Raw genomic sequence first — 23,577 nt, 5'->3', positions numbered from 1 at the left:
CAAATCATGCAGTGGGGAGCACCATAAGGTGAACTCCCCTTTTGGCGTTTATGCCGTACGACGGGTGAACTCTTTCACCTTGAACCCCAACACGGCGAGCGTGGCAAAGTAAGCCACCACGCCAACCACTACCACGGCCATCAGCCGCATCAGACGGTATGGCATGGTTCCCTGGGACCATTCCGGCATCACGTACATCATGCCGAGCAGCGCGGCAGACATCACCAGCACCGCGACGATCAGACGGACAAGGAAGCGGGACCAGCCCGGCTGCGGCGTGAAAATATCCTGCTTACGCAACTGCCAGTACAACAACCCGGCATTCAGACAGGCGGCCAGACCGATAGACAACGACAAGCCCGCATGCTTCAGCGGACCAATAAACGCGAGGTTCATTAGCTGGGTCATAATCAGCGTCACAATCGCAATTTTCACCGGCGTTTTGATGTCCTGACGCGAATAGAAGCCCGGGGCCAGCACCTTGACGACGATCAGCCCCATCAATCCAACCGAGTAGGCAATCAGGGCACGCTGCGTCATGGCGGCATCAAAGGCGGTGAATTTTCCGTACTGGAAGAGCGAGACCGTCAGCGGTTTGGCCAGAATACCCAGCGCCACCGCGCTTGGCAGCGCCAGCAGGAAGCAGAGACGCAACCCCCAGTCCATCAGCCGGCAGTACTCATCGTGATTGCCGCTGGCAAAGCTCTTCGACAGCGACGGCAGCAGGATTGTCCCCAGCGCCACCCCCAGCACCCCGGACGGAAACTCCATCAGACGGTCGGCGTAGTACATCCAGGAGACCGAGCCGGACACCAGGAAGGAAGCAAAAATGGTATTGATGATAAGCGAGATCTGGCTGACGGAGACGCCAAGGATCGCAGGTCCCATCTGCTTAATAACACGCATTGCACCGGCATCTTTGAGATTGATACGCGGCAGCACCAGCATGCCTATTTTTTTCAGATGCGGCAGCTGATAAGCCAGCTGCAGCACGCCACCCACGGTCACCGCCCATGCCAGCGCCAGTACCGGCGGATTGAAATGCGGTGCGGCAAACAGGGCAAAGCCGATCATGCTGACGTTAAGAAACGTCGGCGCAAATGCCGGAACGGAAAAGCGGTTCCAGGTGTTCAGTATCGCCCCCACCAGCGAGGCCAGCGAGATCAACAGAATATAAGGGAAGGTAATGCGCAGAAGCTGTGAGGTCAGGGCAAATTTATCTGCCGTATCGGCAAAACCAGGCGCAGTCACCATAATCACCCAGGGCGCTGCCAGCATCCCGACGACAGTCACCACAGCCAGGGCCAGCGTCAACAACCCTGAGACATAAGAGACAAATACGCGCGTCGCGTCCTCACCCTGCTTACTTTTATATTCCGCCAGGATCGGAACAAAAGCCTGAGAAAATGCCCCTTCCGCAAAAATACGACGCAACAGGTTTGGCAATTTGAACGCGACGAAAAAGGCGTCCGTAGCCATCCCTGCACCAAAGACCCTTGCCACAATTGCATCGCGCGCAAAACCGAGTACGCGGGAAAACATGGTCATCGAGCTGACGGCTGCCAGCGATTTTAATAAGTTCATTAATGTGAATTTCCACAACCCTACGGATTTGTAAGCCGGGTAAGCGTAAGCGCCACCCGGCGAAACCAACAACCGGCGCTTAGTCTACCCGGATTTCAACGAATTACTATCCGCAGATGTTACAGCGAATTATTCACTCATCGCCTCTCGCCAGAGCCGCTCCACAATGCGTTGCGCCATAATGGCCTGCTCGCCGGAGGTTTCAGGAACCGTCTGATTTTGCACGCAGGTGATAAAGTGGCGGGCACATCCTGCGAACCCGCGCTGCTCCAGGGTGCTCTGCCAGCCAGGCGCCGGAAGCGTCACCACGCCGTTGCCCTTCTCTTCCCGCCACTCACGCATATCGGTGATTTCGTAAAGCGCACCGTCAGTCACCGCCTGAACGGACTCACGCTGACTGCCCGCACGACGATGCATGCTGGTCGTTACCTGCAGATGGTCAATCGCGAAGTGATGTTCGGCATAGACCATCTAACCCTGCTCATTCGTCAGGAGCGTCCCGCTTTGCAGCTGCGCATTACCGTTACTGAGCCACAGCGCCGTGTCCACGACGTGCAGATAGTCATCCAGCAGCGTGAAGCGTAAATCGTTGGGTCCGATACTGTCGGTACGGTGTTTATCCATACGGAGCGAGGCCAGACTGCCGGACTGCGCTTTCAGCTGTTGGTAAAGTGGCGCGAAGCGGCGGTTGAAACCCACCATCAGCGTCAGTTTTTTACGCGCCGCCAGCTCAATCAGCCGTTCCGCGTCCTGGACATTTTCAGCCAGCGGCTTATCCACACATACATGAACCCCTGCATGGAGTAGCTCACTCACCACCTGATAGTGGGTTGCCGTTGAGGTATGAACAAAAACCGCATCGCACTCGTGGGCTAAATCCTGAAGAGAATTGGCATAAGGGATGCGCCACGTTTCGCAGATCCGCTCGGCCTTCTCGCGATTCGGTGACCACGCCCCCTGAAGCGTCCAGTCCGTCGCCGCACCCAATACCGGTAGCCAGGCTTTTTGCGCGATGCCGCCCAGACCCACCACGCCTACGCGTAATTTTTTCATCCTTAGTCTCCCAGGTGTGCCAGCAACGCATCCAGACGCTGTTTCAGTCCTGCGACCTCGTCTTCCAGCGCTGCCACGCGCGTAACCAAATCATCTTGTTCAACACTTACATCGGTTACCAGAGACTTTACTGAAATATCAACTTCGCCGCTGAACAGATGCATATAGCGGCTTTCACGTTTACCTGGCTCGCGCGCCAGACGCACCACATAAGGCCCCTCTTCACGCGAGGCCAGCCCTTCCAGAACCTGCTCTACTTCCTGCATATCCGCAAACTCATGCATGCGGGAAGCACGAGTACGCAGCTCACCCGGCGTTTGCGCCCCGCGCAGCAACAGCGTGGTAATCACCGCGACTTCTGCGGCGCTCAACTTCAGATTGCCAAATTCGGAATTACAGAAACGCTGCTCATATTTCGTCACACGGTTACCGAAGCCGCTGACGGTCCGCAGGTAGTGCCGTTTGACCAACTCATCCAGCACATCCTGAACTTCGTGTTCACTCAGGTTCATGACTGGCTCACGGTTGGTTTTCTGATTGCAGGCCATCGTCACGGCATTGACAGAGAGCGGGTACTGCTCTGGCGTGGTGACCTGTTTTTCGAGTAAGCACCCAATCACGCGCGCTTCGGTACCGCTTAGCTGATATTTCATCTTTTCTCCTTAACGACCTGCAGTCCAGTCCCGGGTGGTTAATGCTGTCAGAATGTGGTCACGCCATTCTCCGTCTATCAACAGATAATCTTTGGCGTAGCCCTCTTTCTCGAACCCTAATCGCGCCAGCAAATTACCGCTACGCTGATTATGCGGCATGTAGTTCGCCATAATGCGATGGATATGTTGCGTGCGCTGCATATAGCGAATAGCCACCGTTAGCGCCTCGTACATTAGCCCCTGTCCCTGCCATTTCTGGCCGATGGAGTAGCCAAGGTAACAGGCGTGAAACGATCCCCGCACCACGTTGGAAAAATTGGCAATCCCAATGATCTCTTTCTCCTCGGGATCCAGCAGCGCAAAATAGAAAGCACTTCCCTGCTTGTGAAATTCCGCAATCATGCTGAGACGAGCCTGCCAGCCAGAAGGGTAACAATGGCTCTCATCCCGAACGGGTTCCCAGGGTTTTAAAAACTGGCGATTCTCGGCGTAATAGTCCGCCAGACGCCAGGCATCACGCTCATGCACCAGACGAACGACCAGCCTGTCCGTTGTCAGACGCACTTTTGGCACATTACTGCGATAGCCAAACATCGATCCCACTCCTTCCCGTCACTTCTGTTTACCCATTAGCTTTACTATACCTGCGCCTGCGCCGTCTGTGAAAACAGTGACATACCATTTTGCCCTCTTTTCACCATTTTCGATGAGAACTCTCTATCAAAGCACCCTTTTGATAAAAAAATATTGTCACGTACAGGGGTGGGAAAAAGCGGAATGACACCGCAGAATGTTAGCGTGCTCACCTTCTTATTTTCCCCGGAGGGAAAATGTCCCGCGTATCACAGGCCAGGAGCCTGGGTAAATATTTCCTGCTCGTCGATAACATGCTGGTCGTGCTCGGCTTTTTTGTCGTATTCCCCCTTATCTCGATTCGTTTTGTCGATCAAATGGGCTGGGCGGCATTGATGGTTGGCATTGCCCTGGGGTTACGCCAGTTTGTCCAGCAGGGTCTCGGTGTCTTTGGTGGCGCCATCGCTGACCGTTTTGGCGCGAAACCAATGATCGTTACCGGTATGCTGCTTCGCGCGGCAGGTTTTGCCACGATGGCGGTCGCTCAGGAGCCCTGGCTGCTGTGGTTCTCCTGCTTCCTTTCCGGTATCGGGGGCACGCTGTTTGATCCGCCACGCACTGCGCTGGTGGTGAAGCTCATTCGTCCGCAGCACAGAGGGCGTTTCTTCTCGATTCTGATGATGCAGGACAGTGCGGGTGCGGTTATCGGCGCGCTGCTGGGAAGCTGGCTGCTGCAGTATGACTTCCGTCTGGTGTGCGCCGCTGGTGCGGTGCTCTTTATTCTGTGCGCGCTGTTTAATGGCCTGTTCCTGCCTGCCTGGAAACTGTCGACGGTCAAAGCCCCCGTCCGGGAAGGCCTCGGTCGTGTGCTGCGCGACAAGCGTTTCGTCACGTACGTGTTAACCCTGACGGGTTACTACATGCTCGCCGTACAGGTGATGCTGATGCTGCCGATCATGGTTAACGACATTGCGGGAACCCCAGCTGCCGTCAAATGGATGTATGCCATCGAAGCCTGCCTGTCGTTGACGCTGCTGTATCCGATTGCCCGCTGGAGCGAACGGCGTTTTCGTCTGGAGCATCGCCTGATGGCCGGGCTGTTCCTGATGACGCTGAGCATGATGCCGATCGGCCTGGTGAACTCCCTTCAGCAACTGTTTACGCTGATTTGCACGTTCTATATTGGTTCTATCATCGCCGAGCCCGCCCGTGAAACGCTGAGCGCTTCGCTTGCGGATGCGCGGGCGCGTGGCAGCTATATGGGGTTCAGCCGGCTGGGGCTGGCGCTTGGCGGCGCATTAGGTTACACCGGCGGCGGTTGGTTATTTGATGCCGGTAAAGCCCTGAATCAACCCGAACTGCCCTGGATGATGCTCGGCGTGGTGGGTTTAATCACACTGCTGGCCCTGTGGTGGCAGTTCAGCCAGAAACGCAGCGCGAGCGGCATGCTCGAGCCTGGCGCGTAGCACTTCCCTTGAGCGGGAGTACACTCCCGCTCCCATTTCTCAGTTTTTTCTGCTGGTTTCTGCAATTTCACACTGACATACTGACGTCACAGGACAGAAGCGCCGATTTTTCGTTGAGGAACACTATGAAGAAAATTGTTTTCGCCGCAGCATTGATTGTCAGCGGTCTGCTGGTTGGCTGTAACCAGCTAACGCAATATACCGTCAGTGAACAGGAAATTAATCAGGCGCTGGAAAAACATAACAATTTCTCTAAAGACATTGGCGTGCCAGGGCTTGCCGACGCACATATCGTCCTTTCCAATCTCACCAGCCAGATTGGACGTGAAGAGCCAAACAAAGTCACTCTGGCAGGAGATGCAGATCTTGATATGTCTTCTCTCTTTGGCAACCAGAAAGCTAACATTAAGCTCAAACTGAAGGCCCTTCCCGTTTTCAATAAAGAGAAAGGCGCGATTTTCCTGCAGGAGATGGAAGTGGTCGATGCTCAGGTTTCCCCGGATAAGATGGCTCCGGTTCTGCAAACTCTGATGCCCTATCTGAACCAGTCGCTGCGTAATTATTTTAATCAGCAGCCTGCGTATGTCTTAAGTGAAGACAAGAGCAAGGGTGAAGCTCTTGCGAAAAAATATGCAAAAGGGATAGAGGTGAAACCGGGAGAAATTGTCATTCCTTTCACCGATTAACCTGAAGGGCGCTGAGGCGCCCTTTTTTTTACGGAAAAGTGTGCAAACGAAAACGTTTCCGCTTATGATTTGTGTCCGGCAAAAACAGCCATCCTAATGACTGATTCCTGACAAGCCGGAGCTTCCATGACTGCACAACCCCAGGTTCTTAAAATCCGCCGCCCAGACGACTGGCATATCCATCTGCGTGATGGCGATATGCTGAAAACCGTCGTGCCCTATACCAGCGAAATTTATGGTCGCGCGATTGTCATGCCTAACCTGGTTCCGCCAGTCACCACCGTCGATGCCGCAATCGCATATCGCCAGCGCATCCTTGATGCCGTTCCCGCAGGGCATGATTTTACCCCATTGATGACCTGCTACCTGACCGACTCACTGGATCCGAACGAAGTAGAGCGCGGTTTTAACGAAGGTGTATTCACTGCGGCAAAACTCTACCCGGCGAATGCCACCACTAACTCCAGCCACGGTGTCACCAGTATTGATGCCATCATGCCGGTGCTGGAACGCATGCAGAAACTGGGCATGCCGCTGCTGGTACATGGTGAAGTCACCCACGCCGAGATTGACATCTTTGACCGTGAAGCCCGCTTTATTGAGACCGTGATGGAACCGCTGCGCCAGCGACTGCCTGCGCTTAAAGTCGTGTTCGAACACATCACCACCAAAGACGCGGCAGAGTATGTGCGTGACGGCAACGATCTTATTGCCGCCACCATCACCCCTCAGCATCTGATGTTTAACCGTAACCACATGCTCGTGGGCGGTGTACGTCCGCACCTGTACTGCCTGCCGATCCTCAAGCGCAACATTCACCAGCAGGCCCTGCGCGAGCTGGTAGCCAGCGGGTTCTCTCGCGCGTTCCTCGGTACCGATTCCGCGCCTCACGCCCGCCATCGTAAAGAGGCAAGCTGCGGCTGCGCGGGCTGCTTCAACGCCCCAACCGCCCTCGCAAGCTACGCGACCGTGTTTGAAGAGATGAACGCACTGCAGCATTTTGAAGCGTTCTGCTCCCTCAACGGCCCGCGCTTCTATGGTCTGCCGGTCAATGACACCTTCATCGAACTGGAGCGTAAAGCAAGCCAGGTTGAGGAATCCATTGCCCTGACGGATGACACTCTGGTCCCATTCCTGGCGGGCGAAACCGTTCACTGGACAGTAAAACGCTAAATATTCAGTGCCCCTTGTTGTCAAATCGATAATATACCTGTATAAATAAACAGTATATTACACAGGGGGCATTTATGCGTATTGAAGTCACCATAGCCAAAACCACCGTCCTGCCTGTTGGCGCGCTGGATGCGCTGGCAGGGGAATTATCCCGTCGAATTAACAACACCTTTCCCGACAATACCGGTGCCGTAACGGTTCGTTATGCGACAGCAAACAACCTCTCCGTCATTGGTGCTGCGAAAGAAGATAAAGATCGCATCAGCGAAATTCTGCAAGAAACATGGGAAAGCGCTGACGACTGGTTCATCACAGATTAATACTGCTCCCTCATTGTGTTTTTTTGCCGGGTCGCCCCGGCTTTTTTTTCGCCTGAAAATTCTGAAAGTTCAAATTATTCCGATATCTTCTTTAAAAATCGTGAACGAGATGGTGTTTTATTGTTCGAACAATCCTAAAAAGCAGAAAAATGTGTTGCTACCTGTTTATTTTTACCGTCGAAACCCTTATTACTTGGTATACTGAAAAAGCTTCAGAAAAACATGCATTGAACCTCAGAGCCGTTGTCTTCTAACACGCATTAAGGGGGTTATAATGGAAAAGAATAGTGAAGTCATCCAGACCCATCCGCTTGTAGGCTGGGATATCAGTACCGTAGATAGCTACGATGCACTGATGCTGCGTTTGCACTACCAAACCCCGAATCAACTCAACCGTGAAGAAGCGGAAGTTGGACAGACGCTGTGGCTAACAACAGACGTCGCTCGTCAGTTTATTTCTATTTTAGAGGCAGGTATTGCAAAAATAGAATCTGGCGACTATCAGGAAAATGAGTATAAGCGGCACTAAACGAATGCCAACCTTTCACTCAACAGGCACCCTTGCGGTGCCTTATTTATTTCACCCTTGTCTAACCCCGCGTTGTTAATTACTCTGCTCACATAACGTGAGTTTACGAGATGCATATGAGATACGACTTAATCATTATTGGTAGCGGCTCCGTAGGTTCTGCCGCCGGATATTATGCGACACAGGCAGGGCTGAACGTCCTGATGATTGATGCCCACCGCCCTCCTCATACAGAGGGTAGCCATCATGGCGACACCCGACTCATACGCCATGCGTATGGTGAAGGTGAGCGCTATGTTCCGCTGGTGCTCCGCGCACAGGCGCTGTGGGATGACCTGGCGAAACAGACTGAAGATCGCATTTTCGAGCGCACAGGGGTGATCAACCTCGGCCCGGCTAGTTCTGATTTTCTCGCCAACGTCGAACGCAGCGCAAAAGCTTTTAATCTGGACGTTGAGAAGCTGGACGCGACGGGTATTACCGCGCGCTGGCCCGAAATTACCGTCCCGGAAGATTATATCGGCCTCTTTGAAGCCCACTCCGGGGTGCTGCATTGCGAAACGGCGATCAAGACCTGGATCGAGCTTGCCGCGAAGGCAGGCTGCGCGCAGCTGTTCAACTGTCCGGTAGACGCCATCACCCATGACGATAATGGCGTCACGGTAGCGACCCTTGACGGTGAATATTCCGCGGATCGCCTGCTGGTCAGCGCGGGAACCTGGGTTACCCGCCTGCTGCCCGCTCTGCCGATCCAGCCGGTGCGCAAGGTCTTCTCCTGGTTCCAGTCGGATGGTCGTTACAGCGCCCAGAATAAATTCCCGGCCTTCACCGGCGAATTACCCAACGGCGACCAGTTCTACGGCTTCCCGTCAGAAAAAGACGCACTGAAAATCGGTAAACACAACGGGGGCCAGGCTATCTCCTCCCCTGAGGAGCGTAAACCCTTCGGCGCTTACCCACAGGATGGGTCAGAGGCCTTCTCGTTCCTGCGCAATATTCTTCCAGGCATCGGCGGCTTGCTGTATGGCGCGGCCTGTACCTACGACAACACGCCAGATGAAGACTTTATCATTGATACGCTGCCGGGGCATGACAACACTCTGCTCATCACAGGACTGAGCGGCCACGGCTTTAAGTTTGCTTCCGTGCTGGGCGAAATCGCCGCGCAGTTTGCTCAGGGTATCACGCCACAGTTTGATCTGAGCCCCTTCTCACTCTCGCGTTTTAACAGATAATCCCTAACGGGCTCCGGACATTCCTGAGCCCGTTTCATTCATACTGCATTGCGGAGCGTTATGCGCAGGATCGTTAACTTTCTTATGAATAATATTCGCGAGCATTTTATGCTCTATATCTTATTGTGGACACTGTTGGCCATTATTGATTTTGTTTACATTGTATTTTATTGAAAAGCCACGCTGACAATAATTGACATTAATTTAGTTATATTGAAAGTCTCAATTTCATCTTGCACGAAGAGATTGAATTACCTTTTCATTTCTTTTCAAAATCGCTGAAATAAATAAAATAAAAATCAATATACATTTATTTCAGTTGCAATATCACACCTTCCCGTTCATTTTTACCCTTCGGTTAATTTGAAAATGGACATTCTGATGCAATTACGTAACTCACCCCGGCGCTATGGAATAATATCCATAGCTTTGCACTGGATATTTGCTATTGCCGTCTACGCTATGTTCGGACTGGGGCTCTGGATGGTGACACTCAGCTATTATGATGGCTGGTATCATCAGGCACCGGAGTTACATAAAAGCATTGGCGTTCTGTTGATGCTGGGGCTGATAATTCGCGTGATTTGGCGACATATTTCTCCACCGCCCAGCGCACCGAAGACCCACAGTAAATTGACTCGCATTAGTGCCGTTGCCGCGCACGTTGCACTCTACGCGCTGCTCTTCGCCATCCTCATTAGCGGCTATCTCATCTCGACGGCAGACGGCAAACCGATTAGCGTCTTTGGCATTTTTGACGTCCCGGCGACGCTTAGCGACGCGGGCTCTCAGGCTGACACTGCCGGAGTCATTCACCTCTGGCTGGCATGGAGCGTCGTGATCCTGTCTGTACTGCACGGGCTTGCCGCCCTTAAACACCACTTTATTGATAAAGACGATACGCTAAAGCGCATGCTTGGCCGCTCGTCAGTTGACTCTGGAGTATAAAATGAAAAAACACCTGCTGGGTATCGCACTGGGTTCTCTGTTATTTACCACCGGTTCCGCCGTGGCGGCTGATTATAAAATTGATAAAGAGGGCCAACATGCTTTCGTCAATTTCCGTATTCAGCATCTTGGATATAGCTGGCTGTACGGTACCTTTAAGGATTTTGACGGCACGTTCACCTTTGACGAAAAAAATCCCGCGGCCGATAAAGTCAAAGTGACGATTAATACGAACAGCGTCGACACGAACCACGCGGAGCGCGATAAACACCTGCGCAGTGGAGAGTTCCTCAACGTCGCGAAATTCCCGCAGGCGACCTTCACTTCTACTGAGGTGAAGAAAGACGGCGATAAGCTGAATATTACCGGCAACCTGACGCTTAACGGCGTAACCAAACCGGTCACGCTTGATGCTAAATTAATTGGTCAGGGTGACGATCCGTGGGGCGGTAAACGTGCAGGTTTTGAAGCAACGGGTAAAATTCATCTGAAAGATTTCAATATCACAACGGATTTAGGCCCGGCATCTCAGGATGTCGAGCTGGTTATTTCTGTCGAAGGGGTTCAGCAGAAATAATAAATTCGCCCGGCAGGTTTTCACCTTGCCGGGCGTTACCATTATTCCGGGTCGGGGATACCCAGTTTGGTATTCAGGCGACCGCGAGATTTATTGAAAATCTTATTGCCATTTTCCCGTCCAGCCCGACGGCGACGCTGCTCTTCTTCCGGCAGAATGCTCTCTTCACTGCACAGTTCGCTACAGCAGCCGTTAAACTTCTCAGCACAGGTCGGACACTGAATGAACAGCAGATGACAACCGTCATTTTTACAGTTGGTATGGGTATCGCACGGTGCGCCGCACTGGTGGCACTGAGCAATCACGTCCTCAGAAATACGCTCACCCATTCGCTCGTCAAAAACAAAGTTTTTACCGATAAAGCGCACCGGCAAACCCTGCTCACGGGCACGGCGGGCGTACTCGATAATGCCGCCTTCAATGTGCCAGACCTTATTAAACCCGTTGTGTTTCATCCACGCGCTGGCCTTCTCGCAGCGGATGCCACCGGTGCAGTACATAACGATTTTTTTATCTTTATGTTCCTGCATCATCTCAACCGCTTTGGGCAGTTGCTCGCGGAAAGTATCAGCCGGGATTTCCATCGCATTTTCGAAATGCCCCACTTCGTACTCGTAGTGGTTACGCATATCAATGAACACGGCCTCCGGATCGTCCAGCATTGCGTTCACTTCTGCGGCCTTCAGGTAATCACCGACATCCGCCGGATTAAACTCAGGATCGTCAATGCCATCGGCCACGATGCGTTCACGCACCTTCATGCGCAGCACCCAAAACGATTTCCCGTCATCGTCCAGGGCAATGTTCAGGCGTAAGCCATCAAGTGCAGGATCGAAGCGGTAAAGGAAATCACGGAAAGCATTTACTTTACTTTCCGGTACGCTAATCTGCGCGTTGATCCCTTCGTGAGCAAGGTAGACGCGTCCAAAGACATTCAGCGTGGTGAATGCCTGGTAAAGTTCATCGCGAGTCGCTTGCGGATCGTTGATCGTGAAATATTTGTAGAATGAGATGGTTGTGCGCGGTTCGGTTTCAGCCAACATACGCGCTTTTAACATCTCATTCGAAACGCGGTTGTGTAACACTGGCATGGTGTACAAGTCCTGGGATCGTTAGAGAGAATGAAAAATCGGTCGGCATGATATAGCAAACAAAGTTAATTTACATCCACACAATTTACGCTACATTTCACTCGCCCTGGTTAATCAGGCTTAACAATTGCTGTATTCGTGCACGTTTCGAACGCAGATATTTTGGCTATGTCTCAAAAAATGAGACAATAGCGAAACAGGACGTTAGAACACAGGAAAGACATGACCCAGTTACCCAAATTTACCGTCGCCCTTTTGCATCCCCGCTATTGGTTGACCTGGCTTGGCATTGGCTTTTTATGGCTTCTGGTGCAACTTCCCTACCCTGTTATTTTCTGGTTGGGTAAATCTCTGGGCCATATCGCGCAAAAGTTGATGAAGCGTCGTGCCACAATTGCGTACCGCAACCTTGAGTTGTGCTTTCCGCAGATGAGCGAGTCAGAACGACATGACATGGTCTCGAAAAATTTCGAATCTGTCGGTATGGGGCTTATGGAAACCGGTATGGCGTGGTTTTGGCCGGACAAACGTATGGCGCGCTGGAGCGAAGTGACAGGAACCGGCATGGAGCCAGTGCATACGCTGCAGGCGAATCAGACAGGTGTCCTGCTGATTGGCGTGCATTTTCTGACGCTGGAAATCGGGGCGCGAATGTTTGGCATGCAGGCACCGGGTATTGGCGTTTATCGCCCCAACGATAACCCGGTCATCGATTTAATCCAGACCAACGGCCGTATGCGTTCCAACAAAAGCATGATCGACCGTAAAGATCTGAAGGGCATGATACGCGCGCTTAAATCCGGTGAAGTGGTCTGGTACGCCCCTGACCACGACTATGGTCCGCAATCCAGCGTATTTGTCCCCTTCTTTGCTGTTGAAGAAGCCGCCACAACAACCGGCACCTGGATGCTGGCGCGGATGTCTAAAGCCGCGATCGTGCCCTTTGTTCCCCGTCGTAAACCGGATGGGTCTGGTTACGAGCTGATTATGCTGGAACCTGAACTCGCGCCGCCGCTGGATGATGCAGAGACCACTGCTCGCTGGATGAACGGCGTTGTGGAGAAGTGCATCATGCTCGCGCCGGAACAGTATATGTGGTTGCACCGTCGCTTTAAAACGCGGCCACAGGGCACGCCTTCCCGGTATTAACTCGCATGCGGTCTTCATGGCCGCATGCTGTTTTAGCATTTAAAGCTCCTCCTCATTGCAGCAATCATAACCCAGGCGCATAATTAGCAGGCTTATTACTTCATGCCTCAGGTGTTCTGCACCTCATTATGCGGATTGTTATGTCACCCTCAGATGCCCCCATAAACTGGAAACGTAACCTCACAGTTGCATGGTTTGGTTGTTTTCTTACCGGTGCGGCGTTTAGCCTGGTCATGCCTTTCCTGCCTCTCTACGTCGAGCAACTGGGCGTAACGGGCCATAGCGCGCTCAATATGTGGTCTGGCCTGGTGTTCAGCGTCACGTTTCTCTTTTCCGCGATTGCCTCACCCTTCTGGGGCGGCCTTGCCGACCGTAAGGGGCGTAAAATTATGCTGCTACGTTCGGCGCTGGGGATGGCCATCATCATGGCTTTGATGGGTATTGCGCAAAACGTCTGGCAGTTCCTGATTTTACGCGCATTACTGGGCTTGCTCGGTGGATTTATTCCCAATGCGAATGCCCTGATAGCCACCCAAATTCCGCGTCGCAAGAGCGGCTGGGCACTGGGAACGCTTTCAACGGGTGGCGTGAGTGGTGCCTTGCTGGGGCCACTGGCCGGCGGATTGCTGGCGGATAATTACGGCTTGCGGCCCGTCTTTTTCATCACCGCCAGCGTGCTTTTCCTGTGCTTTGTCGTCACGTTGATCTGTATTCGGGAAAACTTCACGCCTGTCGCCAAAAAAGAGATGCTTCACGCAAGGGATGTTCTTACCTCACTTAAAAACCCCAGACTGGTGCTGAGCCTGTTCGTGACGACCCTGATTATTCAGGTAGCTACCGGTTCGATTGCCCCCATTCTGACGCTGTACGTTCGCGACCTGGCCGGTAACGTCAACAATATTGCGTTCATCAGCGGGCTAATTGCTTCCGTTCCCGGCGTGGCGGCGCTACTTAGCGCCCCGAGACTAGGCAAACTGGGGGACCGGGTGGGTCCGGAAAAGATCCTGATCTGCGCGCTGGTGATTTCCGTTCTGCTGCTTATCCCTATGTCGATGGTGCAATCCCCGTGGCAGCTGGGCGTTCTGCGCTTTTTGCTGGGCGCTGCCGACGGGGCGTTACTCCCCGCCGTTCAGACCCTGCTGGTCTACAACTCCACGAATCAGATAGCCGGGCGTATCTTTAGCTATAACCAGTCATTTCGTGACATCGGTAACGTGACCGGGCCGCTTATCGGGGCAGGCATTTCTGCAAGCTTCGGTTTTCGCGCCGTCTTTATCGTGACGGCGGGCGTGGTGCTGTTCAATGCAATTTACTCGTGGTTCAGTTTATCCCGTGCGTTACGACCGGTGGCTGAATAACACGAACGCCTGACAGCTTATTTTCGCATTCATACTTGCAGGATCTTATATTCAGCTATTATTTCCCTGAAACCTTCTGGAAAACAGGGAGACACCAATGACCATGTACGCCACGCTGGAAGAAGCTATTGATGCCGCTCGTGAAGAGTTCCTCGCCGATAACCCCGGCGTTGAAGAAGAAGATGCTGACGTGCAACAACTTAATATCCAAAAATACGTTCTGCAGGATGGGGATATTATGTGGCAGGCCGAATTCTTTGCCGATGAAGGGGAAGAAGGAGAATGTTTGCCGATATTAAGTGGTGAAGGTGCGCAGGCCGTTTTTGACGGCGACTATGATGAAATCGAACTGCAGCAGGAATGGCTGGAGGAGAACACCCTGCACGAGTGGGATGAGGGCGAGTTTCAGCTCGAGCCACCGCTGGATACGGAAGAGGGTCAAACCGCAGCTGATGAGTGGGACGAGCGTTAATTTACGCTATTCGTAAGGGCCGTGGCTGGCATCGATCGGCAGCAGCAGCGTGTCGAAAATCAGCGAAAACGGTAAATCAAGCACGGTAAGATAGCGCCACGCGGAATCACGAACATCCCATTTCACACCCGGGTAGTACTGATTACCGTGGCCCTGCCCTGGAATGGTGCGACTGATGATGCTGCCGCAGCCGCTAAGCAGGCATGCCATCATGACGACGATGATAATTTTCATCTCAAACCTCTAAAAAAATACCGGCGATTAAGCCGGTATTTTATTTGGCGGGTGGCGCTTCGCTACCCACTCTACTTAACAACTTACTTCGCCTTCAACGCCAGCGGGTTCAGTTTCAGTTCTTTATAGTAATTTACCCACGAAGAGTATCTCTCCGGAGCGGACCACACGCGGTAGTGAAGACGCGCCATCGTGACAGGGTCGCTCAACAGGACCAGACGGCGGTCGCGATTGAGTTTTTCCGGGGTCTCGTTCAGCGCCTGCTCAACGTGACGATCGCGGGCAATCTCCAGCACCTGGCTGGCACGATGGCGTGCTGTCGCCATCGCCGTTGCCAGCGCGTTGAACGACGGGTTAAACACGGCGTGCATAAAACCATCATCCAGCGTGCGATTGCGGTTCTGCTCCAGATATTTGTCGGTGTCGACCAGTACCTGCGGCGGGGAATACTCTTCCGGGATCAGGAACAGCTTCCAGCGTTTGGTACGCAGGCCAACCGTTGAGCGGCTGGAGATGACCGATACAAACGGAGACAGAATCAACGAGAAGACAATCGGCGCCAGCCAGAACAGGAAGCGCAGATCCAGCCACGCCATCCCCGCCGCCCACACCAGGCCCAGCAGCAGCTGAGAACCGTGGCGCATAAAGGCTTCACTCCACGGCGTGGAGTCGTCATCACGCTGCGGTGAATTCCAGACCACTTCCCAGCCCAGGAACGCACTGACCACAAACACGGTATGGAACAGCATACGCACCGGCGCCAGCAGTACGGAGAACAGCACTTCCAGCAGGAGTGAAAGGGTCACGCGGCAGAAACCGCCGTACTCTTTCGAGCCTTTGCACCATATCAGGATGATGCTGAGCAGCTTAGGCAGGAACAGCAGCACCATGGTGGAGGCAAACAGCGCAATCGCCAGTTCCGGACGCCACTGCGGCCACACCGGGAACAGCTGGCGCGGTTGCAGGAAGTATTGTGGCTCAGTCAGGGCATGCACCACCTGCAGCGCAGTGGAGAGCGCAAGGAACATAAACCACAGCGGTGCGGAGAGATAAGACATCACGCCCGTCAGGAACACCGCACGGTGAACCGGGTGCATCCCTTTTACCAGGAACAGGCGGAAGTTCATCAGGTTACCATGACACCAGCGGCGGTCACGTTTAAGCTCATCCAGCAGGTTCGGCGGTAGCTCTTCGTACGATCCCGGCAGGTCGTAGGCAATCCAGACGCCCCAGCCAGCACGACGCATCAGCGCCGCTTCTACGAAGTCATGCGACAGAATAGAGCCGGCAAACGAACCTTCACCCGGCAACGGTGCCAGCGCACAGTGTTCAATGAACGGCTTCACGCGGATAATGGCGTTGTGGCCCCAGTAGTGCGATTCGCCCAACTGCCAGAAATGCAGACCCGCAGTAAACAGCGGCCCGTAAACACGGGTGGCGAACTGCTGACAGCGCGCATAGAGCGTGTCCATACCGGATGCTTTCGGCGATGACTGAATAATACCGGCGTTCGGGTTGGCTTCCATCAGACGCACCAGACCGCTCAGGCAGTCACCGCTCATGACGGAGTCAGCATCCAGCACCACCATGTAGCTGTACTGGTTACCCCAGCGACGGCAGAAGTCATCAATGTTGCCGCTTTTACGCTTCACACGACGACGACGGCGGCGGTAGAAGATCTGGCCTTCGCCCTGCACTTCCGCAATCAGTTCCATCCAGGCTTTTTGCTCTGCAACGCAGATATCCGGGTTGTAGCTGTCGCTCAGGATGTAAACGTCGAAATGCTCCGCGTTTCCGGTCGCCTTAACGGACTCCCAGGTCGCACGCAGCCCCGCAAATACGCGGTCAACGTCTTCGTTACAGATAGGCATAATCAGCGCAGTACGGTGCTCAGGATTAAGGGGTTCATCCCCAACCGTTGACGCGGAAATGCTGTATTTGTCACGCCCCATCAGCAGCTGCAGGAAGCCCATCAGTGCGGTCCAGAAACCGGCCGATACCCAGCAGAACAGGACAGCGAACAGCAGGAGGATGCCGCTCTGAAGGATATACGGCAGCAACTGCATAAAGGAGACCCAGAGATCCTGGCCCATCATGTCAGTCGGGTTGATGAACGCCCAGCCCTGGTAAGGCAGAATGGTTTTCATATACCAGGTCGCGACAACCGTCTGTGCCAGCGTCAGAAGCAGCAGGATGTAACGACGGATTGTCCCCACGGTACGCCATTTCTGTTCAGAAGCCTGCTCTTCTTTCGTCAGGCGAGACAGATAGCGCGGCGTTACATCACGTCCACGCAGACGATCCCAGAAGCGGCCAACCGGGTTGGTACGCCACGGATCGGGGAACATCGAGGAACGCGTAGCCTTCGGCATTGCCTGAAGCTGATCGCGTCCTTCGTCGTCTTTAATCAACTGCCCTTCTGCCAGCGAGTCCGGCCATGCCTGCTCCAGACGAGCCTTAACTGACCCCAGCGGCGTATCATCATCCCGGGAAAACTGATGATGTTCACCATCCAGCGCGGTATGAACCGCGCGGATGTCGCTCTTAGGCAGTGCCGCTTTTTCGATATCCGTCAGCGGCATGGCATCAATATATTCAGATGTATTATTCATTGGCAGGTAGCTGGTAGCTCCAGGTTTCACTCAGCGGCTGATCGTCACTGACCAGCGCAGCACGCATTTCAGTGGTCTGCTTCGGATCTTTCACTTTCACACGCAGAGTCAGACGCCAGCCCTTCGTTATCGGGTTGTAACGCACGGTATTCTCAACGATTTCACCGTTATCCCCAATGCTGGCCTGAGCAGCAACGGCGGTATCCGGTGACAGTTTCTTCATATCCTGGCCTGTGAAGTCCACAACAAAGGCCACAGTGCCGTCAGGCTGACGGATAAGATTAGACTGTTTCACATCCCCCGTTGAGCGGCGAGTCTGCACAACATACGCGCTATCAGGCGCATGCAGCTTATCTTCGTCGCGGCTGAAGGTAATGGTGTACTTGAAGTTCATCTCTTTACCGGCTTCCGGCAGCTGATCCGGTGTCCAGTAAGCCACGATGTTATCGTTAGTTTCATCGTTGGTTGGAATTTCAACCAGCTCAACCTTCCCTTTACCCCAGTCACCTTTCGGCGTGACCCAGGCACTTGGACGCAGGTCATAACGATCGTCCAGATCTTCAAAGCGGGAGAACTGACGACCACGTTGCAGGAGGCCAAAACCTTGCGGATTTTCCATCGCAAAACTACTTACGGCCAGATGTTTCGGGTTATTCAGCGGACGCCAGATCCACTCACCGTTACCGGCATGAATAGACAGGCCATTGGAATCGTGCAGTTCCGGGCGGAAGTTCGTTGCCGGTGACGGCTGGTTTGGCCCAAACAGGAACATACTGGTCAGCGGTGCAACACCCAGTTTGCCCACTTTGTCACGCAGGTAAACTTTAGACTGCACGTCAACCACCGTGTCACGACCCGGCATAATCACAAAGCGATAAGCACCGGTTGCACGTGGGGAATCCAGCAGCGCGTAAATGGTCAGACGTTTGTCCGTTGGTTTTGGACGTTCAATCCAGAACTCGCGAAAACGTGGAAACTCTTCACCTGATGGCAGCGCGGTATCAATAGCCAGACCGCGCGCAGAAAGCCCGTATACCTGCCCCGCGCCGATCACACGGAAGTAGCTGGCACCAAGCATACTGACGATTTCATCGTTTTTATCTTTGCTGTTGATCGGGTAAAGCACCTTGAAGCCTGCGAAGCCCAGGTCTTTCACCGTATCTTTGTCGTGTTGCACATCGCCGAAATTAAAATAATCCGGGCTGTACTTGATCTTACGTACAGCCGTTGCCGTCACTTCATTGATGGCAACAGGCGTGTCGAAGTACATACCCTGATGATAAAACTCAAGCTTGAACGGGGTCTTAATAGTGTTCCAGTACGCTTTGTCGTGATTGAACTGGATCTGCTGATAGTCCGCATACTTCATGTCGCGGAAAACGGAGGGCAAGTTACTTTTCGGCGCTTCGTAGCTCTTGCCTGCCATCGATTTTGCCTGTTTTGCGACATCATCGATGTTAAAGGCCAGTGCCGATGAGGTATACAGTGATAACACGACTGCAGCACCTAACCAACGCATTTTCATCATCTGTGGTTTATGTTTCATAATAAGTAAGCACTTCCCCCTTTGTGTGCTTATATCGATCCGATCCATTTTAATGGAAACTCAGGCAATCCGACAACATTATCACTGCTTTGTTCAGCTGCTGGCTCATGGATTAAGCAAATGAAAGAACCCGCGATTCACTTTACGTGCTTATCCTGGAGACAGGGTGTCGGTCTTGGTGTAGGGTTGGCTTCGAATGTAACCATTATGAGTCTTAGGGATAAGACGAAAAGTCTGAGAATGCACAAAGTTATATGAGCTCAACACCAACAGAACGTGAATATTTCCTCGACTCGATCCGGGCATGGCTGATGCTATTGGGGATCCCCTTTCACATCTCACTGATTTACTCCAGCCACACCTGGCATGTTAATAGCCAGATGCCCTCCTGGTGGCTGACGTTGTTTAATGACTTTATTCACGCCTTCCGTATGCAGGTGTTTTTTGTCATATCCGGCTATTTCTCTTACATGCTGTTTCTGCGTTACCCGCTGAAGCGCTGGTGGAAAGTGCGCGTGGAACGCGTAGGTATCCCGATGTTGACCGCCATTCCGCTGTTGACGCTGCCGCAGTTCATTATGTTGCAATACGTCAAAGGCAAGGCGGAGAACTGGCCAAATCTGACGCTGTATGAAAAGTACAACACGCTGGTCTGGGAGCTGGTGTCCCACCTGTGGTTCCTGCTGGTTCTGGTGGTGCTTACGACGGTCAGCGTGTTGATTTTTAGCCGCCTGCGCCGCCATTTGAGTCATAAAGCCGGTACCTTTTTCGCCAATATTACGATGGGCAAACTGACGGTACTCTTTTTGCTGTTAGGGATCGCCTATGCCGCCCTGAGACGTATCCTGTTTATCGTCTATCCGCCGATTTTAAGCGATGGGTTATTTAATTTCGTGGTGATGCAGTCGCTGTTCTACATTCCGTTCTTTTTAATCGGCGCGCTGGCCTTTATTCATCCGAAACTTAAATCACTGTTTACCACTCCATCGCCATGGTGCGCGCTGGGGGCTACCCTCGCGTTTGCGGCTTATCTGCTGAATCAGCGCTACGGTAGCGGCGACGCCTGGATGTATGAAACGGAGAGTGTGATCACCATGCTGCTGGGCTTGTGGATGGTCAATGTGGTATTCGCGCTCGGCCACCGCCTGCTGAACTTTAAGTCCACTCGCGTGACTTACTTCGTTAATGCATCGCTGTTTATTTATCTTGTGCATCATCCCCTGACGCTGTTTTTCGGGGCTTACATCACGCCGCATATTGCATCCAACACGCTGGGTTTCTTTACCGGCCTGGTGTTTGTCGTTGGTGTTGCCATCGTACTCTATGAAATCCATTTGCGGATCCCACTCCTGCGCTTCCTCTTTTCAGGAAAACCAGCCGCGAAAGCGTCATAAAAAACGGCGGCGCACTGAGTGCGCCACCGTTTTTTCAGGCTTCTGATTCCTGCCCACGCTGGGTCAGAAGCCGTTGATAGAGGTGGGTGGTTTCTTCGTCAAAACAGACAAAGATAACTTTCTCCGGCATCGGTTTTAACGACAGATAACGGTAAACGGTTTCGACGGCGATCGTTGCGGCGGCCGCTTTAGGGTAGCCATACACGCCAGTGCTGATGGCCGGAAACGCCATGGTTTTGTAACCGTTGTCGGCGGCAAGCCGCAGACAGTTTCGGTAAGCCTCTTCCAGAAGACTCGCTTCATGCTGGTCGCCACCTTGCCAGACGGGACCTACAGCATGAATAACCGCTTTGGCAGAAAGATTGCCTGCAAGCGTAATCACCGCATGACCAGGAGGGCATTCTCCCTGCTGTTGACGCACGACTTTGCAGGCCTCCAGCAACTGCGGTCCCGCAGCCCGGTGGATAGCACCGTCCACACCACCGCCCCCCATCAAAGATGGATTGGCCGCATTGACGATAACGTCGACGTGCATGGTCGTAATATCGCCATGAATGATTTCAATTTGCGGTTTCATAAAGCCCCTCTGCAACCCGCCTTTTTCTTAAGTGTATCGCAGAGGAGCCAGGGAGAAAAAACTATCAGACAACATCCTCTTCCGCCGCGGAGCGGAAGAGTGAATTAGCGGTACTGGATCTGGACAATCGCGAGCGTTTTTTCAGGATTAAGGTATTTCATGCTGAGAGTGGCGAGGCTGGAATCGGTCACCGTGCCATTAAGTGCCTCTTCATAACTGACCATTCGCGTTTGCATACGGTTATTATCCGGGCATGACATGGCAAACTGTCGCTGTTGCGGCGTGACTTCACAGGGGTCTGCAACAATGGCACCACGAAAATGAATTACCCCACCATTTGCAAGGGTGGCTGAATAAGCGGGGAGAATGAAAGCAGAAGCGATCAAACCCAAGCCTGTAGCAAGCTGAGCTAAATATTTGGTCATTATATACACTCCTCAATGAAAATCGTCCTTGAGGGGTAAACGCGCTTCATTAGAGCAAACGAAGTCTCACGTTGCGGAACATCACTTCTCAGTTCCTGATATCAGCATAGCTCAACGCCACTGGCCCGCCACATTCATAACATATTGATTTTATGAATGATTAAAGCGCTTTCTCAGCTGGCGACCACTGTTGTGATAAATGGAGCGACTTTCCATCAGTAATGGTGACAACGATTTTTACCGTATCCCCCGCGTCAATATTTAAACTCAACCGCATTAAATCAATCGTCTGATTAGCGGGTATAAAAAGTGTATTTTGCTGTCGAGAAGAGCTTTGCCCTCCCTGCCCTTCCCGCACAGAGACAATCTGAACCTGGCAATCGCACGGCTCCGTCAGAGTAACCTGCGGAATAATGGTGGTCATATTTTCCTGCTGTGACGTTTTAAACGTGATTTGGCTGGAAAGCGCGGCGAGGAGAATTAAGGTATTCATGATGAACTCCCGAAAAAAAACAGGGCAGATGCCCTGTTTTTTTGTAGCACAGATTTCAGTATCAGTACTGATGAGCTGTCGCGTGGTTACCAAAACCAATCTGGGTAACGTTGACAGTTGAGTTAGAAGCAGTCTGGTCGACCAATGCACCGTTAAGGCCACCGTACTGGCTAACATTCATAGTAGAATTTTTACTGTTCCACTGATCAAGTGTTGCACTGTTGCCGAAACCGTTCTGGGTCAGGTTAATTTTACTGTCATCAGACCCCTGACCAACATCAGCACCGTTACCGCCACCGGTCTGGCTAATATTCAGAACTGAATTTCTGGCATCTGTCTGCAATGCTACAGCAGAGTTACCGCCACCGTTCTGGTAAATGTTCAGGGTTGAATTTGGACCACCGTATCCGCCATGGCCATGACCCCATTCGCCCTGATCAATCAGACCAGCCATTGCACTACCAGAAACTACGATTGCTGCGAGTGCTGCCACTTTGATAAATTTCATGGTAAACCCCCATCGGATTGATTAAAGTCGTCGCGAAATAGTTAGCGCTGGATGACGCTAATTGCCATTTGCGACTGTTTCTGCACTACAACTGCGGTTTTCTGTGTACCGTACTGCGTAATATTTGCTCTGTTACCCGACCCTTGCTGGATAATTTTCGCACTATTACCATATCCATCTTGCGTAATACCTGCATCGTTCCCGTTGCCGCTTTGATCGATCCAGGCAATATTGTAACTCCCTGATTGATCAACTCTCGCTCTGTTACCTGCCCCATCCTGGGAAACTATTGATAATAGTTTTGAACCGCCCTGGTTGACCTGAGCATCATTAAGAATGCCCCGTTGACCAATAATGGCTGCCTGATTTAAAGATGAAAGACTTAATTCGTTAACCGCGAAATTATATTCAGCATTCGCCATATCTGAATTAGCCGCGGTTACAAATCCAGGCGCACCCAGCAATGTAAACATCATAAATAACGATATGTTTTTCATGTTGTCACCCTGGACCTGGCTATTTAAGAACTCCATAACCATGTAACAATGATATTGTTAAAACGACTCGTGATGTGTTAACGCGTCGTTACGGTGAAGAGTATGTCCGCTGAAACATTTTAAATATCTCACCCACGCGGCTTATTTTTATTTGTCGGATCACCACAAAGTCGTAATTTAAGGAAAAAATTGCTTTAAACAGGACAGCTTATTTTTTTATTAAACATTTCTTTCCGCCAGCTTGTACAACATCGCGAGGGCTGTCCATGCTTGATCCCGCCTTGTTTCAACGGAACGGCAGGATGCCATTTTTCTCATCGCGTGACACGAGGCGAGTTTTCTTAAGACAGAAATTTGTTCATTCCATGACTTAGAAAAAATCGGGAACTCATACCTATCCACAATCAGATAAAAACACAAAATA

General features: G+C 52.4%; 25 protein-coding genes and 1 pseudogene. 13 read left to right on the top strand and 13 right to left on the bottom strand.

Going from position 1 to position 23,577, the window contains the following annotated elements:
* Positions 1-48: 48 nt before the first annotated feature.
* From murJ to rimJ, 4 genes and pseudogenes are all read right to left on the bottom strand, one after another.
* On the bottom strand, positions 49-1,584 hold the full coding sequence (gene murJ, locus LCD46_08195) for a murein biosynthesis integral membrane protein MurJ (GenBank protein UOY72274.1): 1,536 nt from the start codon (positions 1,582-1,584) through the stop codon (positions 49-51).
* 129 nt (positions 1,585-1,713) lie between these two features.
* Positions 1,714-2,637 (bottom strand): annotated as a pseudogene (locus LCD46_08190) (Gfo/Idh/MocA family oxidoreductase).
* 2 nt (positions 2,638-2,639) lie between these two features.
* The gene (locus LCD46_08185) at positions 2,640-3,290 is read right to left on the bottom strand and encodes a YceH family protein (GenBank protein UOY72273.1); all 651 of its coding nucleotides are present in this window, start codon (positions 3,288-3,290) and stop codon (positions 2,640-2,642) included.
* 9 nt (positions 3,291-3,299) lie between these two features.
* A complete protein-coding gene (rimJ, locus tag LCD46_08180) occupies positions 3,300-3,884 on the bottom strand; it encodes a ribosomal protein S5-alanine N-acetyltransferase (GenBank protein UOY72272.1) in 585 nt (194 codons plus the stop codon).
* 236 nt (positions 3,885-4,120) lie between these two features.
* Here rimJ and mdtH point away from each other — a divergent pair, with 236 nt between their 5' ends.
* The 9 genes from mdtH to LCD46_08135 all read left to right on the top strand — a co-directional run bounded on the left by mdtH (position 4,121) and on the right by LCD46_08135 (position 10,797).
* Positions 4,121-5,329 carry a multidrug efflux MFS transporter MdtH gene (mdtH, locus tag LCD46_08175; protein ID UOY72271.1) on the top strand — a complete coding sequence of 403 codons (1,209 nt, stop codon included), beginning with the start codon at positions 4,121-4,123 and terminating at the stop codon, positions 5,327-5,329.
* A gap of 125 nt (positions 5,330-5,454) precedes the next feature.
* Positions 5,455-6,015 (top strand): lipoprotein, encoded by a 561-nt coding sequence (locus LCD46_08170; GenBank protein UOY72270.1) that lies wholly within the window; start codon positions 5,455-5,457, stop codon positions 6,013-6,015.
* A 126-nt stretch (positions 6,016-6,141) separates the two neighbouring features.
* Entirely contained in the window at positions 6,142-7,188 is a 1,047-nt protein-coding gene (gene pyrC / locus LCD46_08165) for a dihydroorotase (protein ID UOY72269.1), read from the top strand.
* Between the two features lie 74 nt (positions 7,189-7,262).
* Positions 7,263-7,508 (top strand): DNA damage-inducible protein I, encoded by a 246-nt coding sequence (gene dinI, locus LCD46_08160; GenBank protein ID UOY72268.1) that lies wholly within the window; start codon positions 7,263-7,265, stop codon positions 7,506-7,508.
* Between the two features lie 274 nt (positions 7,509-7,782).
* Positions 7,783-8,037, top strand: a complete 255-nt coding sequence (gene bssS / locus LCD46_08155; protein UOY72267.1) for a biofilm formation regulator BssS — start codon at positions 7,783-7,785, stop codon at positions 8,035-8,037.
* 116 nt (positions 8,038-8,153) lie between these two features.
* Positions 8,154-9,272 carry an N-methyl-L-tryptophan oxidase gene (gene solA / locus LCD46_08150; GenBank protein ID UOY72266.1) on the top strand — a complete coding sequence of 373 codons (1,119 nt, stop codon included), beginning with the start codon at positions 8,154-8,156 and terminating at the stop codon, positions 9,270-9,272.
* Positions 9,273-9,332: 60 nt separating this feature from the next.
* Positions 9,333-9,446: a YceO family protein gene (locus LCD46_08145; GenBank protein ID UOY72265.1), complete on the top strand. Its 114-nt coding sequence runs from the start codon at positions 9,333-9,335 to the stop codon at positions 9,444-9,446.
* Positions 9,447-9,653: 207 nt separating this feature from the next.
* Positions 9,654-10,220: a cytochrome b gene (locus LCD46_08140; protein UOY72264.1), complete on the top strand. Its 567-nt coding sequence runs from the start codon at positions 9,654-9,656 to the stop codon at positions 10,218-10,220.
* 1 nt (position 10,221) lies between these two features.
* On the top strand, positions 10,222-10,797 hold the full coding sequence (locus LCD46_08135; protein ID UOY72263.1) for a YceI family protein: 576 nt from the start codon (positions 10,222-10,224) through the stop codon (positions 10,795-10,797).
* A 41-nt stretch (positions 10,798-10,838) separates the two neighbouring features.
* Here the strand turns inward: LCD46_08135 and LCD46_08130 are convergent, their stop codons facing one another.
* A complete protein-coding gene (locus LCD46_08130) occupies positions 10,839-11,888 on the bottom strand; it encodes a rhodanese-related sulfurtransferase (GenBank protein ID UOY72262.1) in 1,050 nt (349 codons plus the stop codon).
* Between the two features lie 222 nt (positions 11,889-12,110).
* Between LCD46_08130 and LCD46_08125 the strand changes: the two genes are divergently transcribed.
* The 3 genes from LCD46_08125 to LCD46_08115 all read left to right on the top strand — a co-directional run bounded on the left by LCD46_08125 (position 12,111) and on the right by LCD46_08115 (position 14,867).
* The gene (locus tag LCD46_08125) at positions 12,111-13,037 is read left to right on the top strand and encodes an LpxL/LpxP family Kdo(2)-lipid IV(A) lauroyl/palmitoleoyl acyltransferasee (GenBank protein ID UOY72261.1); all 927 of its coding nucleotides are present in this window, start codon (positions 12,111-12,113) and stop codon (positions 13,035-13,037) included.
* A 140-nt stretch (positions 13,038-13,177) separates the two neighbouring features.
* Positions 13,178-14,395, top strand: coding sequence for a multidrug efflux MFS transporter MdtG (gene mdtG, locus LCD46_08120; protein UOY72260.1), 1,218 nt, complete (start codon positions 13,178-13,180; stop codon positions 14,393-14,395).
* Positions 14,396-14,492: 97 nt separating this feature from the next.
* Positions 14,493-14,867, top strand: coding sequence for a secY/secA suppressor protein (locus LCD46_08115; protein UOY72259.1), 375 nt, complete (start codon positions 14,493-14,495; stop codon positions 14,865-14,867).
* 6 nt (positions 14,868-14,873) lie between these two features.
* Here the strand turns inward: LCD46_08115 and LCD46_08110 are convergent, their stop codons facing one another.
* The 3 genes from LCD46_08110 to mdoG form a co-directional block, all read right to left on the bottom strand.
* A complete protein-coding gene (locus LCD46_08110; protein ID UOY72258.1) occupies positions 14,874-15,101 on the bottom strand; it encodes a YceK/YidQ family lipoprotein in 228 nt (75 codons plus the stop codon).
* A gap of 83 nt (positions 15,102-15,184) precedes the next feature.
* The gene (mdoH, locus tag LCD46_08105) at positions 15,185-17,713 is read right to left on the bottom strand and encodes a glucans biosynthesis glucosyltransferase MdoH (protein ID UOY72257.1); all 2,529 of its coding nucleotides are present in this window, start codon (positions 17,711-17,713) and stop codon (positions 15,185-15,187) included.
* Positions 17,706-19,259 (bottom strand): glucans biosynthesis protein MdoG, encoded by a 1,554-nt coding sequence (mdoG, locus tag LCD46_08100; protein UOY72256.1) that lies wholly within the window; start codon positions 19,257-19,259, stop codon positions 17,706-17,708. The genes mdoH and mdoG overlap by 8 nt, the downstream gene beginning before the upstream one ends.
* Before the next feature lie 254 nt (positions 19,260-19,513).
* Here mdoG and mdoC point away from each other — a divergent pair, with 254 nt between their 5' ends.
* Positions 19,514-20,653 (top strand): glucans biosynthesis protein MdoC, encoded by a 1,140-nt coding sequence (gene mdoC / locus LCD46_08095; protein UOY72255.1) that lies wholly within the window; start codon positions 19,514-19,516, stop codon positions 20,651-20,653.
* A gap of 34 nt (positions 20,654-20,687) precedes the next feature.
* Here mdoC and ymdB read toward each other — a convergent pair whose 3' ends face one another.
* The 5 genes from ymdB to csgB form a co-directional block, all read right to left on the bottom strand.
* Complete coding sequence (ymdB, locus tag LCD46_08090) at positions 20,688-21,230, bottom strand: O-acetyl-ADP-ribose deacetylase (GenBank protein ID UOY72254.1); 543 nt, start codon at positions 21,228-21,230, stop codon at positions 20,688-20,690.
* Positions 21,231-21,334: 104 nt separating this feature from the next.
* Positions 21,335-21,655: a type 1 fimbrial protein gene (locus LCD46_08085; GenBank protein UOY72253.1), complete on the bottom strand. Its 321-nt coding sequence runs from the start codon at positions 21,653-21,655 to the stop codon at positions 21,335-21,337.
* Between the two features lie 160 nt (positions 21,656-21,815).
* A complete protein-coding gene (gene csgC / locus LCD46_08080) occupies positions 21,816-22,148 on the bottom strand; it encodes a curli assembly protein CsgC (protein ID UOY72252.1) in 333 nt (110 codons plus the stop codon).
* Positions 22,149-22,209: 61 nt separating this feature from the next.
* Entirely contained in the window at positions 22,210-22,656 is a 447-nt protein-coding gene (csgA, locus tag LCD46_08075; GenBank protein UOY72251.1) for a curlin major subunit CsgA, read from the bottom strand.
* Positions 22,657-22,697: 41 nt separating this feature from the next.
* On the bottom strand, positions 22,698-23,153 hold the full coding sequence (gene csgB / locus LCD46_08070; GenBank protein UOY72250.1) for a curlin minor subunit CsgB: 456 nt from the start codon (positions 23,151-23,153) through the stop codon (positions 22,698-22,700).
* Positions 23,154-23,577 lie beyond the last annotated feature (424 nt).

Source organism: Enterobacter ludwigii (assembly GCA_023023105.1).
GTDB lineage: Bacteria > Pseudomonadota > Gammaproteobacteria > Enterobacterales > Enterobacteriaceae > Enterobacter > Enterobacter adelaidei.
The sequence above is the reverse complement of the archived record's forward strand: the minus strand, read 5'-3'. Positions and strand labels throughout refer to the sequence as shown.

What these genes read in the sequence shown, in the direction of transcription:
- LCD46_08110 (UOY72258.1), bottom strand. Translation starts at nt 15,101, where the DNA reads ATGAAAATTATCATCGTCGTCATGATGGCATGCCTGCTTAGCGGCTGC.
- csgB (UOY72250.1), bottom strand. Translation starts at nt 23,153, where the DNA reads ATGAAAAACATATCGTTATTTATGATGTTTACATTGCTGGGTGCGCCT.
- LCD46_08085 (UOY72253.1), bottom strand. Translation starts at nt 21,655, where the DNA reads ATGACCAAATATTTAGCTCAGCTTGCTACAGGCTTGGGTTTGATCGCT.
- mdoG (UOY72256.1), bottom strand. Translation starts at nt 19,259, where the DNA reads ATGAAACATAAACCACAGATGATGAAAATGCGTTGGTTAGGTGCTGCA.
- csgC (UOY72252.1), bottom strand. Translation starts at nt 22,148, where the DNA reads ATGAATACCTTAATTCTCCTCGCCGCGCTTTCCAGCCAAATCACGTTT.
- pyrC (UOY72269.1), top strand. Translation starts at nt 6,142, where the DNA reads ATGACTGCACAACCCCAGGTTCTTAAAATCCGCCGCCCAGACGACTGG.
- bssS (UOY72267.1), top strand. Translation starts at nt 7,783, where the DNA reads ATGGAAAAGAATAGTGAAGTCATCCAGACCCATCCGCTTGTAGGCTGG.
- mdtH (UOY72271.1), top strand. Translation starts at nt 4,121, where the DNA reads ATGTCCCGCGTATCACAGGCCAGGAGCCTGGGTAAATATTTCCTGCTC.
- LCD46_08145 (UOY72265.1), top strand. Translation starts at nt 9,333, where the DNA reads ATGCGCAGGATCGTTAACTTTCTTATGAATAATATTCGCGAGCATTTT.
- LCD46_08170 (UOY72270.1), top strand. Translation starts at nt 5,455, where the DNA reads ATGAAGAAAATTGTTTTCGCCGCAGCATTGATTGTCAGCGGTCTGCTG.
- LCD46_08115 (UOY72259.1), top strand. Translation starts at nt 14,493, where the DNA reads ATGACCATGTACGCCACGCTGGAAGAAGCTATTGATGCCGCTCGTGAA.
- LCD46_08130 (UOY72262.1), bottom strand. Translation starts at nt 11,888, where the DNA reads ATGCCAGTGTTACACAACCGCGTTTCGAATGAGATGTTAAAAGCGCGT.
- mdoC (UOY72255.1), top strand. Translation starts at nt 19,514, where the DNA reads ATGAGCTCAACACCAACAGAACGTGAATATTTCCTCGACTCGATCCGG.
- murJ (UOY72274.1), bottom strand. Translation starts at nt 1,584, where the DNA reads ATGAACTTATTAAAATCGCTGGCAGCCGTCAGCTCGATGACCATGTTT.
- LCD46_08185 (UOY72273.1), bottom strand. Translation starts at nt 3,290, where the DNA reads ATGAAATATCAGCTAAGCGGTACCGAAGCGCGCGTGATTGGGTGCTTA.
- mdoH (UOY72257.1), bottom strand. Translation starts at nt 17,713, where the DNA reads ATGAATAATACATCTGAATATATTGATGCCATGCCGCTGACGGATATC.
- rimJ (UOY72272.1), bottom strand. Translation starts at nt 3,884, where the DNA reads ATGTTTGGCTATCGCAGTAATGTGCCAAAAGTGCGTCTGACAACGGAC.
- LCD46_08135 (UOY72263.1), top strand. Translation starts at nt 10,222, where the DNA reads ATGAAAAAACACCTGCTGGGTATCGCACTGGGTTCTCTGTTATTTACC.
- ymdB (UOY72254.1), bottom strand. Translation starts at nt 21,230, where the DNA reads ATGAAACCGCAAATTGAAATCATTCATGGCGATATTACGACCATGCAC.
- mdtG (UOY72260.1), top strand. Translation starts at nt 13,178, where the DNA reads ATGTCACCCTCAGATGCCCCCATAAACTGGAAACGTAACCTCACAGTT.
- LCD46_08125 (UOY72261.1), top strand. Translation starts at nt 12,111, where the DNA reads ATGACCCAGTTACCCAAATTTACCGTCGCCCTTTTGCATCCCCGCTAT.
- solA (UOY72266.1), top strand. Translation starts at nt 8,154, where the DNA reads ATGAGATACGACTTAATCATTATTGGTAGCGGCTCCGTAGGTTCTGCC.
- dinI (UOY72268.1), top strand. Translation starts at nt 7,263, where the DNA reads ATGCGTATTGAAGTCACCATAGCCAAAACCACCGTCCTGCCTGTTGGC.
- LCD46_08140 (UOY72264.1), top strand. Translation starts at nt 9,654, where the DNA reads ATGCAATTACGTAACTCACCCCGGCGCTATGGAATAATATCCATAGCT.
- csgA (UOY72251.1), bottom strand. Translation starts at nt 22,656, where the DNA reads ATGAAATTTATCAAAGTGGCAGCACTCGCAGCAATCGTAGTTTCTGGT.